Origin of the sequence: Salsuginibacillus kocurii DSM 18087 (genome assembly GCF_000377705.1) — a bacterium.
GTDB lineage: Bacteria > Bacillota > Bacilli > Bacillales > Marinococcaceae > Salsuginibacillus > Salsuginibacillus kocurii.
Window position 1 is genome coordinate 816,529 of the sequence record NZ_KB898623.1, and the last position, 16,957, is coordinate 833,485.

At 41.2% G+C, this 16,957-nt stretch carries 13 protein-coding genes; 5 read left to right on the forward strand and 8 right to left on the reverse strand.

Features of this window, described 5'->3' with window-relative positions; all coding sequences use genetic code 11:
• Positions 1-97 precede the first annotated feature (97 nt).
• From D469_RS0103975 to D469_RS19585, 4 genes are all read right to left on the reverse strand, one after another.
• Entirely contained in the window at positions 98-2,089 is a 1,992-nt protein-coding gene (locus tag D469_RS0103975; protein WP_018922074.1) for a TRAP transporter permease, read from the reverse strand.
• A gap of 347 nt (positions 2,090-2,436) precedes the next feature.
• Positions 2,437-3,639 carry an acyl-CoA dehydrogenase family protein gene (locus D469_RS0103980; RefSeq protein WP_018922075.1) on the reverse strand — a complete coding sequence of 401 codons (1,203 nt, stop codon included), beginning with the start codon at positions 3,637-3,639 and terminating at the stop codon, positions 2,437-2,439.
• Between the two features lie 268 nt (positions 3,640-3,907).
• On the reverse strand, positions 3,908-4,870 hold the full coding sequence (locus D469_RS0103985) for a 2-hydroxyacid dehydrogenase (protein ID WP_018922076.1): 963 nt from the start codon (positions 4,868-4,870) through the stop codon (positions 3,908-3,910).
• 29 nt (positions 4,871-4,899) lie between these two features.
• On the reverse strand, positions 4,900-5,967 hold the full coding sequence (locus D469_RS19585; RefSeq protein WP_018922077.1) for an Ldh family oxidoreductase: 1,068 nt from the start codon (positions 5,965-5,967) through the stop codon (positions 4,900-4,902).
• Between the two features lie 410 nt (positions 5,968-6,377).
• Between D469_RS19585 and D469_RS0104000 the strand changes: the two genes are divergently transcribed.
• From D469_RS0104000 to D469_RS0104010, 3 genes are read left to right on the forward strand one after another with little or no spacing between them, the layout of a single operon-like run.
• Positions 6,378-7,781: an FAD-binding oxidoreductase gene (locus tag D469_RS0104000; RefSeq protein WP_018922079.1), complete on the forward strand. Its 1,404-nt coding sequence runs from the start codon at positions 6,378-6,380 to the stop codon at positions 7,779-7,781.
• Positions 7,778-9,088: a (Fe-S)-binding protein gene (locus D469_RS0104005; protein WP_018922080.1), complete on the forward strand. Its 1,311-nt coding sequence runs from the start codon at positions 7,778-7,780 to the stop codon at positions 9,086-9,088. Before D469_RS0104000 ends, D469_RS0104005 begins: the two co-directional genes overlap by 4 nt.
• A gap of 30 nt (positions 9,089-9,118) precedes the next feature.
• Positions 9,119-9,838 (forward strand): FadR/GntR family transcriptional regulator, encoded by a 720-nt coding sequence (locus tag D469_RS0104010; protein ID WP_018922081.1) that lies wholly within the window; start codon positions 9,119-9,121, stop codon positions 9,836-9,838.
• A 57-nt stretch (positions 9,839-9,895) separates the two neighbouring features.
• Here D469_RS0104010 and D469_RS0104015 read toward each other — a convergent pair whose 3' ends face one another.
• The 4 genes from D469_RS0104015 to D469_RS0104030 form a co-directional block, all read right to left on the reverse strand.
• The gene (locus tag D469_RS0104015) at positions 9,896-11,236 is read right to left on the reverse strand and encodes an aspartate aminotransferase family protein (RefSeq protein ID WP_018922082.1); all 1,341 of its coding nucleotides are present in this window, start codon (positions 11,234-11,236) and stop codon (positions 9,896-9,898) included.
• A gap of 398 nt (positions 11,237-11,634) precedes the next feature.
• On the reverse strand, positions 11,635-12,594 hold the full coding sequence (locus D469_RS0104020) for an S-layer homology domain-containing protein (RefSeq protein WP_026286095.1): 960 nt from the start codon (positions 12,592-12,594) through the stop codon (positions 11,635-11,637).
• Between the two features lie 347 nt (positions 12,595-12,941).
• Positions 12,942-13,898 carry an S-layer homology domain-containing protein gene (locus tag D469_RS0104025; RefSeq protein ID WP_018922083.1) on the reverse strand — a complete coding sequence of 319 codons (957 nt, stop codon included), beginning with the start codon at positions 13,896-13,898 and terminating at the stop codon, positions 12,942-12,944.
• A 193-nt stretch (positions 13,899-14,091) separates the two neighbouring features.
• Entirely contained in the window at positions 14,092-15,213 is a 1,122-nt protein-coding gene (locus D469_RS0104030; protein WP_018922084.1) for a S8 family peptidase, read from the reverse strand.
• 283 nt (positions 15,214-15,496) lie between these two features.
• On the opposite strand from D469_RS0104030, the gene D469_RS0104035 reads away from it, so the two are divergent.
• A complete protein-coding gene (locus D469_RS0104035) occupies positions 15,497-16,393 on the forward strand; it encodes a helix-turn-helix domain-containing protein (protein WP_018922085.1) in 897 nt (298 codons plus the stop codon).
• A gap of 192 nt (positions 16,394-16,585) precedes the next feature.
• Entirely contained in the window at positions 16,586-16,717 is a 132-nt protein-coding gene (locus D469_RS22655; protein WP_018922086.1) for a hypothetical protein, read from the forward strand.
• The last annotated feature ends 240 nt before the right edge of the window (positions 16,718-16,957 follow it).

The following is a 16,957-nucleotide window of genomic DNA, read 5'->3' on the forward strand; positions in this document are numbered from 1 at the left end:
TTTTATATAGAATATGGAACCAATTAACCCTTTAGCGGTTTGCAAGAACTTGGAGCGTGCAACCCCATTCACCACCTCCCTTACCACTTGATACTTTCTAGATAGCTGTTTCAGGTGCTTTGCCTTTAGTTATTTGGGTAGAGGCTGGTTTTAATTTTTGCCATACTACTATTCCAGCAAGTAAAGCCATGCCTAACGCATCATAGATTAAAGTAGGTTCTACGAGCAGTAACGCAGCTACAAATAAGGCGATACGCTGCGTCCAAACAGCGCGGGATAATAACCAACCTTGTAGTCCGCTTGCTAGAGCTACCACACCCACAATAGCCGTGAGCATAGCAATGATGCTGGCTGTATAACTAGATCCGTCAAAAAGGAGAACAGGATTATACAAGAAGAAGAAAGGTAAAATAAATCCTGTTATACCGAGACGAACCGCAGTTACTGATACTCGATTAGGTGAGGCTCCTGCGATCCCTGCCGCTGCATAAGAAGCAAGGGCAACTGGAGGTGTGATATTTGAAAGAGCTGCATAGAAAAATGCAAACATATGAGCCACTAAAACAGGTACTCCAAGTTCAACAAGCAATGGTGCTGAAACTGTTGCTACGATAATATAAGCGGCAGTAGCTGGAATGCCCATCCCCATGATGATGCTTATAACCATCGTGAAAAATCCTGCTAACAGCAAGCTTCCACCGGCAAGCTGTAGAATGTTTTGGCCAACGACCAATCCAAGGCTAGTAAGAGTAACAGATCCTACAATAACTCCCACAATCGCTGTCGCAATTCCAACCGAAACAGCTGCTTTACAACCATCTTCAATGGATTGAACGATCGTTCTCCAGCCCATGCGTGTGGATTTACGGATCATGCTTGCTACCACCGTAGCTAGTAAAGCAAATACAGCAGCATATGTTGGCGTGGTACCGCTTACAAGGAGGTATATAAGAACGACCAATGGAAAAATAAGGTGTCCTTTATCCTTTAAAACCCCAAAGGCTGGTGGAATATTCTCGCGTTTCAAACCAGAGAGGCCCAGACGCTTTGCTTCAAAATGCACCACCATAAATACAGTAATAAAATATAGAAGAGCTGGAATAAGTGCTGCTAACATGACCGTGGTGTAAGGTACCCCTACAAATTCTGCCATAACGAAACCGGCTGCCCCCATGACTGGAGGGGCAAACAGTCCCCCCGTAGAAGAAACGGCCTCAACTGATCCGGCAAAATGAGGTTTATACCCAGTTCGTTTCATTAAAGGTATGGTTACAGACCCCGTGGTCACCGTATTTCCTACCGCACTTCCGTTCACCATCCCCATAAATCCACTGCCAATGACTGAAACTTTAGCGGGACCGCCTGCTGTCCACCCTGCTACAGTCAAAGCAATATTGTTAATAAAGTCTGTAAAACCACTGTTTCTGAGAAAAGCACCAAACAAAACGAACATAAATACAAAGGTCGTAAACACCCCTAGTGCGATCCCAAAGATCCCTTGACTTCCCCAAAACATGGTATCTATTACTCGAGTCAGATTAAATCCGCCATGACCAAACGTCCCAGGAATATACGGACCCGAAAAAACGTATAAGAGAAAAACTCCAGCAATAATACTTAATGTATTACCTACAACTCTTCTACTAGCTTCAAAAAGCATGACTGTGCCAATCGCTCCAAAAATGTAATTCCAATCGCTTCGGTGAAAGCCGCCCCACTCGCGCGCAAATGTTTCATAAATGCTTACAAAGTAAATGACAGCACTTAATGCGAGTACAATACAGACACCGTCCCAGACGGTCGGAAGCTTTCTTTTTCCCTTGCTTCGTTTAGAAGCCGGAAACAAGAGAAAGGCTAATAATAGAAGAAAGCCAAGAGTGTAAGCTCGGAGAATAATGGCTTCCATTGAGCCAATACTGTTGTAATACATCATCATGCCTGCCCATAAAATACAAATCAGTGTAATAACGACAGCCATAAAGCCGGTATAGGTTCTCATTTTGGCGTCCGAATCCAATTTTTCTATGTTTTTCACTTTGCCTTTGCTATCTTCCTCAGTGGATGGAGTCACTTGATTGTTATCTGTCATTCTTTAACCTCCTTTAATTAATCTTAGCAAACCGACTTTCATGCTCTCCCCTCCTAAAAGTTAAACGTTTACTTGTAGGCTTGTTCTATCTATTAACAAGGACTCCTATCACATTTTGACACCGCTTACATTTTAAAAATTCAAAATTATAAATTGAGTCATTAGCCCTTTTTTGCTTGTTATGAACCTGTATTGGGCACATCGGATTTTGGATCCAACCACATGACGCATTGGTTTGCCATTATAATGATTCAGTACATAGAGAAAGACTACTGTTACTTTCTAAGCTAGCATGTAAAAATGGGGAGATGAACAATAGCCTTTCTACTATCACTAGTTAAATGATCTTACACTTTTGCTTCTTCACCAAACCAGGCCGGCAACATTTTTCGCAATGGTTTATCTTGATTATAGCCAAGTACATACCGTGCTTGCATAATGGTATGAATCTCACGGGTTCCTTCATAAATGACTGGTGCTTTTGAGTTTCTTAAAAAGCGTTCTACCGGGTATTCGTTAGAGTAGCCATAAGCTCCGTGAATTTGTACTGCATCATTGGCTGCTTCATTGGCGAAATTACATGCTTGCCATTTTGCCAATGAGGTTTCCCTTGTGTTTCTCTTCCCTTGATTTTTTAAAGTTCCAGCTTTATACACCAGTAATCTGCTCATTTGCAAACCAGCTTCCATATTCGCAATCATTTGCTGAACAAGTTGATGTTTGCCAATTTCTTTTCCAAACGTTTTTCGTTCGTTACAATATTTCACGCTTTCTTCAAGGCTGGCCATGATTAGCCCACATGCCCCTGCTGCTACTGTAAATCGACCATTATCCAAAGCAGACATCGCTATTTTAAACCCTTCTCCTTCTTCACCAATTAAGTTTTCTTTAGGGACTTTGACATGATCAAAAAATATCTCGCCGGTATTGCCGGCGCGGATCCCGAGCTTTCCTTTTATTGCTTTTGAAGAAAAGCCTTCCATCTCCCGGTCAACCACAAATGCTGAAATGCCATTATGACCTTTTTCTTTATCCGTGTAAGCGAAGACTAGAAAATGGTCGGCATAATCGCAAAGAGAAATCCATGTTTTCGAACCGTTAAGAATATAATGATCTCCTTCTTTGACTGCAGTAGATTTCATAGCAGCAACATCAGAGCCTGCATCCGGTTCGGTCAGCCCAAAAGCCCCTACCTTTTCCCCTTTTGCCTGCGGCGCCAAAATTCGCATTTTTTGTTCTTCTGTCCCCCACTGTAAAAGCGTCATACTGTTTAGTCCTGTATGAACGGATACAGCAGTTCGATAGGCAGTGTCTCCCCTTTCCAATTCTTCACATGCAATCGCTAACGTGTTATAGTCCATTCCACTTCCGCCGTAAGCTTCGGGGATGCATGTACCCATCATCCCGAGTTCTGCAAGCTTTTTTAATATAGCAGGTTCAAAATGCCCTTGCTCATCCCACTCTTGAATATTTGGTATAATCTCTTTATCCACGAAATTGCGAAGCATGTCTTTTACCATCAATTGTTCTTCTGAAAGTTGAAAGTCCATCCTACATTACTCCTTCCAATATTAGAATTGAAGCGCTTTCATGGAAAGGACATAAAAAAGCCAGCCCCCTCCTTGCCTTAAATACACAAATCACCCATGTGTACAAAAGTTAAAGTAAGGTGGACTGGCTTTAGGATCCGAGATTCAATTCTGGCGTGGAATTGAGTCGAAACTTAACAATCCATCAGTTACGTATTTATTGTGTGTATCTAAAATCCTAGTAAATTATCGAACAGATGTCAATGCTTTTTAAAGATTTTTCTGAATATTACTTTAAGTTTTGGATCCTATATTCAGGGTCCTCCCCTCGTAACCCGGTTAACAACTGAGACACAGCTACTTCCCCCATCTGTTCTCTTGTTTGAAAGGTTGCTGATCCCATATGAGGAAGAGTTACTACTTGGGGCATTGTTAGAAACGGGTGATCAGGAGATAAAGGCTCATTTTCATAAACATCTAAGCCTGCACCGCGAATTTCTTGTTCTTCTAACGCCTTAATTAAATCTTCTTCCTTAACAATTGCCCCCCTGGCTACATTAATAAAATATGCAGAAGGTTTCATAGCTTTAAACAATTGCTCATCAAACAATTGATAGGTCTCTTTCGTTAAAGGCAATACCACGCAAACATAATCGGAAGAACGCAGCAGAGCGTGTAAGTCTTCTAAAGGCTCAGCCCCATAAGCGACTTCTGCCTCTTCATTTCTGGAACGATTATAATACCTTACCTTCATTTTAAAACCGAGAGCAGCCCGGCGAGCAATTTCTATACCAATTTTCCCCATCCCTACAATGCCTACGGTTTGATGATGCAGGTCCTGACCGAACCATTCTGGCGAAAGTGAACTCTTCCACTCTCCATTTTTGACGCGCTGCTCCATTTCTGGCAGGCGCCTCCCACAAGCGATCATTAAGCCAATCGCTAAATCTGCTACACTGTCACTTAATACACCTGGAGTGTTGGTGGCAATAATTCCACGTTGGTTGAGCTCATCTATATTTAAGTTATTGTAGCCCACCGCAACATTAGCGATCACTTTCAGATTTGGAAATTGATTTAAAATGGTATGATCTACGTTCTGATGAGAGCGGATGAGCAAACCATCACATGCTAAACAAACGTCCTCTGAAAGCTCCTCCCATCTGTCAAAATATACAGGGTCCACCTGCTGTTCCAGTTCAATTTTCCCTTTTCCGAACAACGAGTTATGGGCTAAAACGTTAAAAGCCATGTTGCTACCTTCCCTTCACTTTTATTCACTTATTTTACAGCTATTGATTCGACACCATATAACTCTCCCCAGGCGTCCAGAGTCTCTAGCATTTGCATACTCAACGGGATTCCATTTAACTTCCTATCTTCATAGTTCAACCATTCGATTTCACCAGGCAGATAAATCTCCTTTACCCCTTTCATCGGCTTAAGCTGCTTGATTTCTTCAGCCATGGTGTCGATACGATGTTTAAATGTCTCGAGGCCCACAAATAAATCGGCTCTCATGACCATAAAGAAATGCCCAAGCTCTTGCTTCTGTTCAAATTCAGAAAACAAATCACCAATATTCGGCCCATATGCTGCTCCTGTTAAGAGAGAAGAAAGAGTTTCCACTAAAAAAGAAATGCCATACCCTTTTGCTTCACCCATAGGCAAAATACACCCTTCAATCGCTCGGGCAGGATCGTCTGTTTGTTCTCCTTCTGGGGTAATGGCCCATCCTAGCGGAATATCTCTGCCTTCTTGCTCAGCTAAAACAATTTTTCCTTTGGCTACTTTGCTAGTCGCCATATCAAAAACAATGGGATGCGGGCGATTACTCGGCAAGCCATAAGCTATTGGATTGGTACCAAAAAAAGCTTGCCGCGCTCCCCAGGGGGCAACTACAGCTGGAGCATTCGTCACAGCAAGAGCGATTAAATCTTGATCAGCTGCTTTTGTTACATAGTTTGCAAGCATTCCACAATGATTTGAGTTACTGACGCCGACAAGGCCCACCCCTGTTTTTTTTGCTTTCTCGACAGCTAGGTCCACCGCCTTTTCTGCTGACGGTATGCCCATCCCATTATCAGCTTCAATTAAAGCACTTACTGGCGTTTCCCTATTGATTGCATGTTTCGGCTGTAAATTAATCATGTTTTCTTTTATTCGCTTTAAGTAGATGTCTGTTTTACTAATGCCGTGGGAATCCACCCCTCTTAAACTAGCCATAACTAGATGATCTGCAATTTGCTTTGCTTCCTTTTCATTAGCCCCTGCCGCTTCAAATAGTCTATGCAGGTAATCAGTTATTACTTCTGCTTTAAACGTCTGAGCCACACTCTGTTCCCCCATGCGTCCACCTCTTTTATTTACTAGGATATAGTCGGATATTGGATCCAGAATACCGTTAAATTTTTTCCTACCCGTATTTTCGTTTAGAGTAGCTCCGATAAACATTGTTGTTGATTTTCAGCCCTCATGTAAAATCAACCATCTTCTTTTAAAAACAAGCTCTCTCCATCCCGCCAAAAAAACGATAACAATATGATCATTTCATCAGACCTTGTATAAAGCGCTTTCAAACTATCGGATAACAACTCTCCCCTCCTCACTATGAATACATGTCACTCCTAATTAAATTATCTTTACTATCTCACATTTGTACTAATTATCACAATTTTAAATATTGTTTTCAATAGATTTGTTATATTGTATACTTGTAATACAAATTTTCGAATCGGTTTAACAGGGAGAGGTTACTTATGGAAAACTGGCAAATTGAGCAATTGCACACCTTATTTCCAAGTGAACGCTTTTTTACCAGCACAGCTGACTTGTATTCTTACAGCTTTGATGCTTCATTTGGTGAATATATTCCTGAAGTCATTTGCCAACCGTTACATGTAGAGGAAATAAGCACTGTCGTAAAAAAAGCAAACGAATGGAAAGTCCCTATTTACCCGCGAGGATCTGCTACTTCGTTAAGTGGAGGTCCACTTCCTGTTAAAGGCGGAATAGTACTTGATATGTCCCAGATGAAAGATACCCTAACAATTGACCAGGAGAATATGATCGCTACTGTGTCTCCAGGGGTTCTTACCGCTGATATTCATCGCGCAGCTGAAGAAGTTGGTCTGTTTTATCCACCAGATCCCAGCAGTGCTCTCATTTCTACAATCGGCGGCAATTTACTTGAAAATTCGAGTGGGCCTAAAGGACTGAAATATGGAACAACAAAAGAATATGTTATTGGCCTTGAAGTGGTAACCCCTACTGGCGAAATTGTAAAAACAGGTGGAAAAACAGTTAAGAATGTCACCGGCTTTGACCTAACCCGATTAATTGTCGGATCAGAAGGGTTGCTCGGAATTGTGACCGAAGCTACCTTACGCTTAATTCCTAAACCACAAGCCCAAAAAACACTGCTTGCTACATTTCATTCGCCAGTAGACTGCGGCAAAGCAATTACCGAGGTGTTGAGACACGGGGTCCTACCAGCTGCTATGGAGTTAATGGATAACGCTTGCATTCGAGCAGTTGAGCATTTTCAACCGAGCGGATTGCCGATCGATGCCGGTGCTTTATTGATCCTTGAAGTCGACGGCACCGATGTGAGTACGGAAAATGAAATCGGCCATTGTCAAACCATTTGTGAACACGCAGGGGCTATATCTGTGCAGGTCGCAAACAACGAAGAGGAACGAGCCGCGATTTGGAAGGCGAGAAAAATGGTTTCTCCGGCCGTAACAGAGTTAGGACCTACTAAAATCTCTGAAGATGCTACGGTACCAAGGGGAAAGATCCCCGAGATGATGGAACGTCTGCAGGAAATCCGCGAACGCTATCAATTAAACCTAGTCGTGTTTGGCCATGCAGGAGATGGGAATCTCCATCCTAATATCATTACAGATAAACGCAATACAGAAGAAATGAAGCGAGTGGAAGATGCAGTAAGTGACATTTTTGAAACGGCTGTAGAGTTAGGAGGTACCCTGTCTGGCGAACATGGAATTGGCCTGTTGAAAGCCCCTTACCTTGAAATGGAATACGGAACAGCTGGCGTAAATTTAATGAAATCGATCAAGCACGCTTGGGACCCTAATCATGTCTTAAATCCTGGGAAAATGTTTGCCGAAGAAGGTCAAACAAAGGTGGTGCTCACATGACCAATACTCAACCTCACACCAGCAAACTTCATGAATTAGCATATGATGCAACCAATCAATGCATTCAATGTGGTTATTGTCTGCCTTCGTGCCCTACCTATATTTCCATGGGCCAAGAATCCGCTTCACCCCGTGGTCGGATTAATTTGGTCAAAGCGGCTGCGGAAGGAAAAATAGATGTAACTAAGGATTTAGCTGAACCCATTGATCTTTGCTTAGGGTGCCGGGCTTGTGAAACCGCCTGTCCAGTAAATGTTCCTTACGCTCACATTCTTGAATCAGCCAAAGAAGTCATCACTGAAAACGAGCAAGAAGCCGGCAAAACAGCAAAAATCAAACGCCTCACCCTCCAGCATGTTTTCACAAATTCGAACCTGATGCGGATGGGCGGAAATTTCATTTGGCTGTATCAAGTAACCGGGGTACAAAAGGTTGCTGCAAAGATGGGGCTACTTGATAAATTTTCTCCAGCGATGGCTGCTCTTGAACACGTGATGCCAACTGTTGAACGACCCGGCAAGCGCCCAACACGTGGGACTTGGCTCCGCGCATACGGAACAACTACTGCTACTGTATCATTTTTCACAGGCTGTATTTCAGATGCTGTGATGAACAAAACAAACCGACGTTCCGTAGAATTGCTTAGAACGGTCGGCTGTGACGTTTACATTCCAAAGACTCAAAACTGCTGCGGAGCCCTTCACTCTCATCAAGGTGATCATAAAACGGCTGTAACATTGGCCAAAGAAAATATCGAAGCCTTTGAAGAAGTGCAGACTGATTATATCGTTAACAATGCAGGAGGGTGCGGAGCAAGTCTACAAGAATATGAACATCTTTTAACGAACGAAGATTCAAACTGGCAAAAGAGAGCCCGCCTATTTAGCGCGCGAAATAAAGATATCAGCGAGATTTTAGTAGATTGTTCTCCTCTCCCCTTTAAAAAGAATGGCCCTGCCGTAGTTACGTATCAACCGTCTTGCCACTTGACCAATGTACAAAAGGTAACAGAGGCACCCCGCCAGTTATTAAAACAAATCCCAGGGACTCAATTTGTAGAAATGGGTCAAAGCGACACATGCTGTGCTTCAGGAGGAATCTATAACTTATTGCATCACGAAGAAGCCAATAAAATTCTAGATCACAAGATGGACTTTGCCCGTGCAACTAAAGCACAAGTTATGATTATGTCAAATCCTGGATGCTTGCTGCAAATGCGCCTTGGTATTAAACGAGCAGGATTAGATGAAGAAATGGAAGGGATGCACCTCGTTGACTTACTAGCTGAGCTGTGCGATATTCCGTAGTAAGACTTCTACAGGAAAGAAGGACTGAAGATGATCGAACGAAAGAAAGTATCGCAGCAGGTGCTAGCTGCGATTAAAGAAAAAATACGCGCCGGAGAATTTCCAGCTGAGGAAAAACTCCCTTCGGAAACTGAACTTGCTGAACTATTTGGCGTCAGCCGCTCTCCTGTTCGCGAAGCTTTAAGTGTATTAGCTGCCTCAGGGATTATTGACTCCAAACAAGGAGGAGGCAGTTGGGTACGCGCTACTCATATTGAAGATTTTTTACAAAAAAACGGGTTAGAGGTGCTTTCTCCAGGAGAAGTAATCCACTTAATTGAAACGCGTATCATTTTAGAAACTGAAGCTGCTCAGCTTGCAGCCCAACGCAGAAATCAAGAAGACATAGAGGATCTTCAAGCTCAGCAAGATGAACTTGAATTGATTTTAGAACAGAATGACATGATTGGCGATGACATTGATTTTAAGTTTCACCATGCGATTGTTAAAGCTTCCCATAATCCAATTTTATTGAAAACAATGGAAAACATTTCAGATTTGTACAATGAAGCGATGAAAGCTTCATTAAATTTGAACCGGGAAATTCACGGCAAAAAACAACAAATTTATAAAGAACATGGAGAAATCTTAGAGGCCATTAGAAAGCAGCAGCCAGACCAAGCAGCCAACGCTCTTCGACTTCATTTAAATAACAGCAGAGAGAAACTCGAAAGTAAATTAGAGGAGTTTACTGCTTTAAATACGAAATAATTATCATTTAGTAAAGCCTGGTTTCCGTTTAATAGGGAGAAGCCAGGCTTGCCGTTCTTATTTAACCTTCGCCAAAACTTCACGCAGGGTGGTAACAATAAATGTAACATCATCCTCGGTGATGCTTAATGGGGGTGCGAGCGTAATAATATTAGTTAAACCTGAAATGGTATCGCCATTTTTCCCAACGATTAATCCTTTTTCTTTACATGTGGCCACAACCTCTCCAACAATGCTTGCATCTATTGGCTCTTTGCTTACCTTGTCTTTCACCAGTTCAATGCCAAATAATAAGCCTTTATGGCGAATATGACCTACATAAGGATGCGTCATCAATTGATTAAATTCTTTGCGAATGCGATCTCCGAGTTTTCTCGACTGTTCAACTAGCTTCTCTTTTTCCATAATTTCTAGATTTTTCAATGCTAAACTACAAGCAGCAGGGTTTCCGCCAAATGTATTAACATGGCGCAGGTGCCCGCTTTCATCTTCATCTCTAAACGCTTCATAAATTTCAGGCCGTACTGCACTTGCAGACAACGGCAGATATCCACTGGTCATCCCCTTTGCCAACGTTATAATATCAGGTTGTATACCGTAATGATGAAAGCCAAAGTTTTTCCCTGTGCGACCAAACCCACAAATGACCTCGTCAATAATCAAAAGAACATTATGGCGTTTACATATTTCTTCTATTTTTTTCAGATAGGATTCGTGCGGAATTAAAATCCCGCCGCCTGTGATAAGTGGCTCCATGATGATAGCTGCCACAGTTTCAGGTCGTTCCATCATAATACTTTCTTCCATCATGTCAGCACATGCTATGCTCCATTGTTCAAATGAATACTCGGCGGGTCGTCGATATTCTTCCGGCGCTTTCACATGAATGAAACCAGGTGGAAGCGGTTCATATTTATACTTGCGCTGAGCTTGCCCCGTGGCTGCCATTGCAGCAAACGTGCTCCCATGATAGGAACGGTATCTTGATATAATTTTATACTTTTCTGGCTGGCCAGTTTGAGCATGATATTGACGCGCTACTTTAAAGGCTGTCTCATTAGCTTCTGAGCCACTATTTGAAAAAAGATAACGATAGTTGCCGCCTAGCCATTCATTCAACTTTTCTGAAAGCTCAATGGCAGGGACATGACTATTGGTCAGTGCCATATACGACAACTCCCGAAGTTGTCGAGCAGCTGCCTCAGCTAGCTCCTCTCTGCCATAGCCTACATTCACACACCAAAGCCCAGACATTCCATCTAGGTAGGTCTCACCTTCAATATCAGTTACCCAAGCTCCCTTTGCCTGTTTGGCTATGAGCGCCTTTTGTCCTTTCTGATAAGGTTTTAGCGGATGCCAAATATTCCTATTATCTTTTTCATATAGCTCATCTTTCATTAGCTGCACCTCCTGTTTTATTTTTGCGTGAGGAGCTAACTCTAAGTTGTTGGGTGACTTGGAGATTAATTTGGACGTGTAAGCGCTTTAATTGGACGTTTCGACAAATTTCTGTTACGTTTCGACAAAAAATTGATACGCTTTTTTCCTAAAGTGGACACTTCGACAAGATTCTCGGACGTTTTTCCTTAACATTACATGCGAATTCCAAATGAGGCGGTGTAATCTCCTTATCGCTTTATTATTACTCTTCTCTTACTATATTCCCTCGCTCTTTTAACATGCCTAAGCTTATAAATAGACGGAAAACGTGATTAGTTGTGATGACAGGATGAGCTCTCCTATGCCACAAAAAAACCTTCTGCTAAAAATGCAGAAGGTTCCTTTTCCATTTAACGTTATTGTTCATCCTCTACTTCTTCGTCTGCTTCTTCATCTGAACCATCATTATCGTCCTCATCTTCTGAGTCATTTGGTCTCTCCACTGCTGGCGGTCCTGGTTCTGGATTATCCAATGTTGGCTCATCACTGTCCGATTCTTCTAACGACTCATCTAACTCTTCGTCCAAGAGCCGAGCAACAAGTGCTGAGAACTCGGAACGTGTCGTTGGTTGATTTGGACGGAACGTGTTATCTTCATAGCCATTCGCTACTTCATTAGCTACAACCCTTTGAATGGCGTCAACATTAACATTTGGACGGTTAGGGTTTAAATCATTAAATTCAATGGGCTCTTCAGGCTCTTCCAGCTCAAATAAGCGATCTAAAATCAACGCCATTTGCTCTCGGGTCAGTGGTCGATCACCTTGAAATTGGCCTGACTGCGTCCCTTCTAATATTCCCAAATCAGCTAGTGTTGCAATAGCTTCATACGCAAAATGATCTTCGCCTACATCTCGAAAACCTGGGTCTGGCTGCTCTTCTGTCTCGATATCAAACGCTCTATTGATCATCACAGCTGTTTGTTCTCGGTTAACTGGTTGATTTGGACGAAAGGTTTGGTCTTCATACCCTTCAATAATTCCTTCTTCAAATAAGGTTGTTACATCGTCATAAAACCAGTCCGACTCAGACATATCTTGAAAAGAAAGGGGAGGAGTATCATTTTCTTCTTCGGGCTCACTTTCCTCAGCATCATCTTCATCATCTTCATCGTCTGCCTCGTCTTCCTCGTTGGCTTCATCGTCTTCCCCAGCCTCGGTGTCTTCTTCATCCTCACTGCTTTCTTCGGTGTCTTCTGATTGCTCTGTTGTCACATTCTCTTCTGCATCTTCAGCTGTTACAGCACTCGTAAAGCTTGAAGATACAAGCAGTGCTGCTACAGAACTCAGCGTTACGGTACGTTTCCATTTCTTCATCTGATTGCCTCCTTGTGTACACTACATCTCTCTTTACTGTACCGCGCTCTCTTCTGTTGCTACATCTTACAAAAGTTTTGTATTCAAAGTAAAAAAGCAGGATATTTAAAACCAATCGACAGATCACACAAAATATGAATAGGATCTATATACTAAAATTTTCATAAACTGCTCAATGTTCACTCATTCTTTTGCTTTTGTGAAAGTTATGTAGTGCGTACAAAAACAGCCAAGCTGTATAGAAGAAACCTCAAGAATCTCCATTTACAAGCTTGGCTTTTGGTCCGCTTTTATGCCGTCAGATTTACCTTTTTCTATTATAGGCTTCTATTTGCTTTTGCTGATGTTTACCTATCAATGCTCACTTGCTCTAAATCTACTTGAAATACCTCCTCTACTCCTTCTATACTAATCAAAATCTTATGCTCACCTTCAGGCAGAGAGTCTTCAGATTCTACTTGAAAAAACCCTTCTTCATCGACGTCCACTTCTTTTTCTATCAACGGTTCTTTTTCTGTCTGTCCTTCTTCAACTACTTTCATGTCAATTGTATCTGCTTCTAATTGCTCCGCTACAGATCCTTCCAAAATAAGCTCGTAGTCTTCTCCAATCGTAGCCTCAGCTTGAATAGGCTGTTCTTCTGCTACAGCTAACGCATTATCTTGAATACCAGGCTCGCGAAACATAAAAGTAGCAAACTCTTCACGCGTCACCGTTTCTTCCGGTTGAAAGGTGCCGTCAGGGTAACCCGTTGTTAACTCTGCCTGAGCTACATATGCAATTTCTTCTTCATAAATGTGGTCCTCTGCATCAGAAAAACTATGCTCAGCTTCATAACCGTCAGCTAGATTGAAAGCTCTAGTAAGTATAACGGCCATTTCTCCTCTAGAAAGCTCATCTTCTGGACGAAATGTACCTGCCAAGTCCCCTTCAATAATCCCTTCTTCTGAAGCAATCATTACATCTTCATAATAATAATCCGCTTCATCGACATCAATATAGCTTTCAGTTTCACCGCTATAAATGGCATTAAAACCAAGAGCTCTCCTTAACATAACAGCAGCATCCGCTCGCGTTAATTCCTCTCCTGTTCCAAACCTTGTCTCTTTTACTCCTGCAATAAAGTCTGCTTCGGTCATCGCTAAAACTGCATCCGTATAATACGTATCCTCTGCGACATCTGAATAAGGATTATCAAGTTCTACGTCAATTTCATTTTCCACACCTTCTCCCGTAGACGTTAGCGTGAAGAAACTGACTACAGCACCGATCACACTTCCTGTTATCTGTTTATTTAGTTTCATAAACTGACCCCCCTAGCAGTTATACTTTGGTTCAAAAACTATTTAGTAGTGCTTTTATTCCTGCCAGAGAAGAGAAGTAAACCTTTTTTGATTCGTGCTTGTATTAATATTTGGATCTTCCTTTGCCTTTTCTTATGTATGCTTCCATGAAAATAACCTAGCACATAGTTTCTGTGCTAGGTTATTAGCTCATTTATTCGGATAACAGAGCGTCTACATTAACGAGACCATTCCCATAGTAAAATGAATCTCCTAAATCAATCGCTGTGTCATTTAATTCAGTTCGAACCGCATTATTTGAAATAAATGGGTTTTGTTCTAACATTAAAGCTGCTGTTCCGGCCACGTGCGGGGCTGCCATCGAAGTGCCATCCAAGGAAGCATAATTGTTTCCTGGCATCGTACTTTCAATGTTAACCCCTGGCGCCATTACCTCCAGGGTATTGCCTACGCTGGAAAAAGACGCTCGATTATTGTTTTGGTCCACAGCGCCAACTGCCATGACAGAATCATACTGAGCGGGATAAGCTATCGTACTACCACCGAAGAAATCAGTTCCTGAGTTACCCGCTGCTGCAATAACGACGATACCAGCATCATCTGCATTATTGCTTGCTTGTTCTAATGCCTGTGAGCCAAAGTCTCCGCCTAAACTCATGTTAATAACGTCCATGTTATTATCAATAGACCATTCAATCCCCTGGGCGATGCCACTGAGTGTTCCACCTCCATCACCGCCTAAAACCTTCACCGCATGAAGATTGACATCAGGAGCAACTCCTAACACACCTTCATTGTTATCTAATGCCGCTACCGTTCCAGCTACGTGAGTGCCATGTCCATTATCATCTTGAAATGGGTCCGGCTCCCCTTGAACAAAACTCTCGCCATCTACTACATTTAAATCAGGATGATTCCCATCAATTCCAGTATCTAAAACAGCTACATCAACTCCATTACCTGTGGTAGAGCCGTGGTAATTGTCGGCATTAATATGATCAACACCCCAAGGAATCGTTTGATTGACAGCTTCATACTCTTTGTTTTCTTCTATGAATGAGATATTAGGGTTATTTTCCAATCCTTGCACAGCTTGTTCTGGAAGAGTTACATGTAATACTTCCATATGTTGATATTCGTGCTCAATGTCACCATCCCTTGCTTCAATCATTGCTTCACCATTACCAGGGGCCCCCGGCTCAAAACCTACAAGATATTCTTTCTTGTTGTCAGCAAAACTTGTCTCCTCAAAACCAAACGCCATAACAGCAGCCATTGCCGCACCTACAGTTATACCTACAGACTTTTTCTTCATCGACATTCCTCCTAGTAAAAAGATTACATATAGCGTAGCAACAAATTCGAACATCCGAATTTTCGATATTCGGATATTTTTTTATCGCAATCCCATAAAATTACTTATTTACTCTTAATTGTATTAAATAATATAAAATTACTAATATTTCGATATTAATTCTTCGTCACACGAAACATTTGATTTCTTTTTACGATCCCCTCATGATAAAATGAGTTGCTCTTTCTATTAGACTATTTCTAGGAAACCTTTTTCAACTGACAATGAAAGGCGGTTCAATGTTATGTACATTCGTGAATTAGGAGCTGAAATCGCATACTTACGAAAGAAAAATAAGTTGACGCAAACCGATCTTGCCAAAAACATCTGCACCCAGCCTACCATCAGCATGATTGAAAAAGGGGAAATTGTACCAGGCATCGACACCCTTCATAACATAGCCTTGCGTTTAAACAAACCTGTTGAATATTTCTTGAAAGTGTTGGAATACCAGCGCCCTGAATATGTAGAACAAACGATTAATTTAATAGAAAAAGCCACTACAGCCCATGATTACGAAACAGTCTATCGCTTAACAAGTGCCGAACTAGAATCAGGAGCCCTAAATAATAATTGGATTAAAGTATTTTTAAAATGGCATCAAACCACTTCGGGGTACGAACTTGGAAAGTGGGAGGCTCATGAAGCTGAGAAAAAACTAATTCACCTATTGGAAAAGTTAAATGAAATTGAGGGGAAAAAAGAAGGTATACTTAGCAAAATATACAATACTTTAGGAATATTATGTTCAGAACAAAACAAATTTACTGAAAGTCGTTACTATTACGATAAATCAATTACTCATCTGCCCGAAATATCAGACCAGCCTTCAACTCGTTCCTTACCTATTTTTTATTTGCGAGTTCTTTACAACAAAACGATTACTCTTTATGACGCCCACAAATATGAAGAAAGTTTGGCTGAGGCAGAGCGTGGGATTTATTGGAGTAAAATATACGACAACATGGCTTTAATTGGCCAATTTTATTATTATAAAGGGCAAAACAGTGAAATTTTAAAGCTAAATACCGAGGCTGAAACTAAGGAATGCTATAGAAAAGCGTTATTCTTCTTTAAATTATTAAACAAAAATGTGTACGAATCCTTGCTTTTAAAACATAAAGGTCATTATTTAGAGTAAGTTATATCTATTTACTCTAAAATATAAGTATATTTATATTTTTTCTCACATAAGCTCATCTCTTTAATAAATCTGACTATAAAGTTAATTTTAGAAGGAATATAGACGTTTTTGGAATTACTCATTTTTCTAAAATACTAGTAAGATACTAACTAGCTTAGCAAGGCAATTTATGAAAAAGGAGCGATTTTAATGAAAAAACTAATTGTACCTATGGCTTGCATTGTTGGTTTATTTGGAATTTTATCTTTTGCTCAATTTTCTGCGGTGGAGTCAATCGCTGAAGAAGAGTTCCAAACTCAAGATCTAAAACATGAATATTAATTTTTATTCAACAATCACTTTTACTCACTAACCTACTTACTACCCCTCCCATCATCTGTAGTAAGTTAGTATCTTCGAATGGCTCTTAATCTTATGATATCACTCAGCCCCTCGTCTCTACTTCTAGCGTAGAGGTTGGTTTACTGGGTGATTTTTTCTTCATTTTAATACGTTAGATTTGGCGGTTTCTTATCTACTTTCCTCAATAGATGTGGATGTGATCCTCTGATTCTTCAAAAA

Excerpts from the sequence above, each read along its gene's own strand:
- D469_RS0103975 (WP_018922074.1), bottom strand. The coding sequence starts at position 2,089 with ATGACAGATAACAATCAAGTGACTCCATCCACTGAGGAAGATAGCAAA.
- D469_RS0103980 (WP_018922075.1), bottom strand. The coding sequence starts at position 3,639 with ATGGACTTTCAACTTTCAGAAGAACAATTGATGGTAAAAGACATGCTT.
- D469_RS0103985 (WP_018922076.1), bottom strand. The coding sequence starts at position 4,870 with ATGGCTTTTAACGTTTTAGCCCATAACTCGTTGTTCGGAAAAGGGAAA.
- D469_RS19585 (WP_018922077.1), bottom strand. The coding sequence starts at position 5,967 with ATGGGGGAACAGAGTGTGGCTCAGACGTTTAAAGCAGAAGTAATAACT.
- D469_RS0104000 (WP_018922079.1), top strand. The coding sequence starts at position 6,378 with ATGGAAAACTGGCAAATTGAGCAATTGCACACCTTATTTCCAAGTGAA.
- D469_RS0104005 (WP_018922080.1), top strand. The coding sequence starts at position 7,778 with ATGACCAATACTCAACCTCACACCAGCAAACTTCATGAATTAGCATAT.
- D469_RS0104010 (WP_018922081.1), top strand. The coding sequence starts at position 9,119 with ATGATCGAACGAAAGAAAGTATCGCAGCAGGTGCTAGCTGCGATTAAA.
- D469_RS0104015 (WP_018922082.1), bottom strand. The coding sequence starts at position 11,236 with ATGAAAGATGAGCTATATGAAAAAGATAATAGGAATATTTGGCATCCG.
- D469_RS0104020 (WP_026286095.1), bottom strand. The coding sequence starts at position 12,594 with ATGAAGAAATGGAAACGTACCGTAACGCTGAGTTCTGTAGCAGCACTG.
- D469_RS0104025 (WP_018922083.1), bottom strand. The coding sequence starts at position 13,898 with ATGAAACTAAATAAACAGATAACAGGAAGTGTGATCGGTGCTGTAGTC.
- D469_RS0104030 (WP_018922084.1), bottom strand. The coding sequence starts at position 15,213 with ATGAAGAAAAAGTCTGTAGGTATAACTGTAGGTGCGGCAATGGCTGCT.
- D469_RS0104035 (WP_018922085.1), top strand. The coding sequence starts at position 15,497 with ATGTACATTCGTGAATTAGGAGCTGAAATCGCATACTTACGAAAGAAA.
- D469_RS22655 (WP_018922086.1), top strand. The coding sequence starts at position 16,586 with ATGAAAAAACTAATTGTACCTATGGCTTGCATTGTTGGTTTATTTGGA.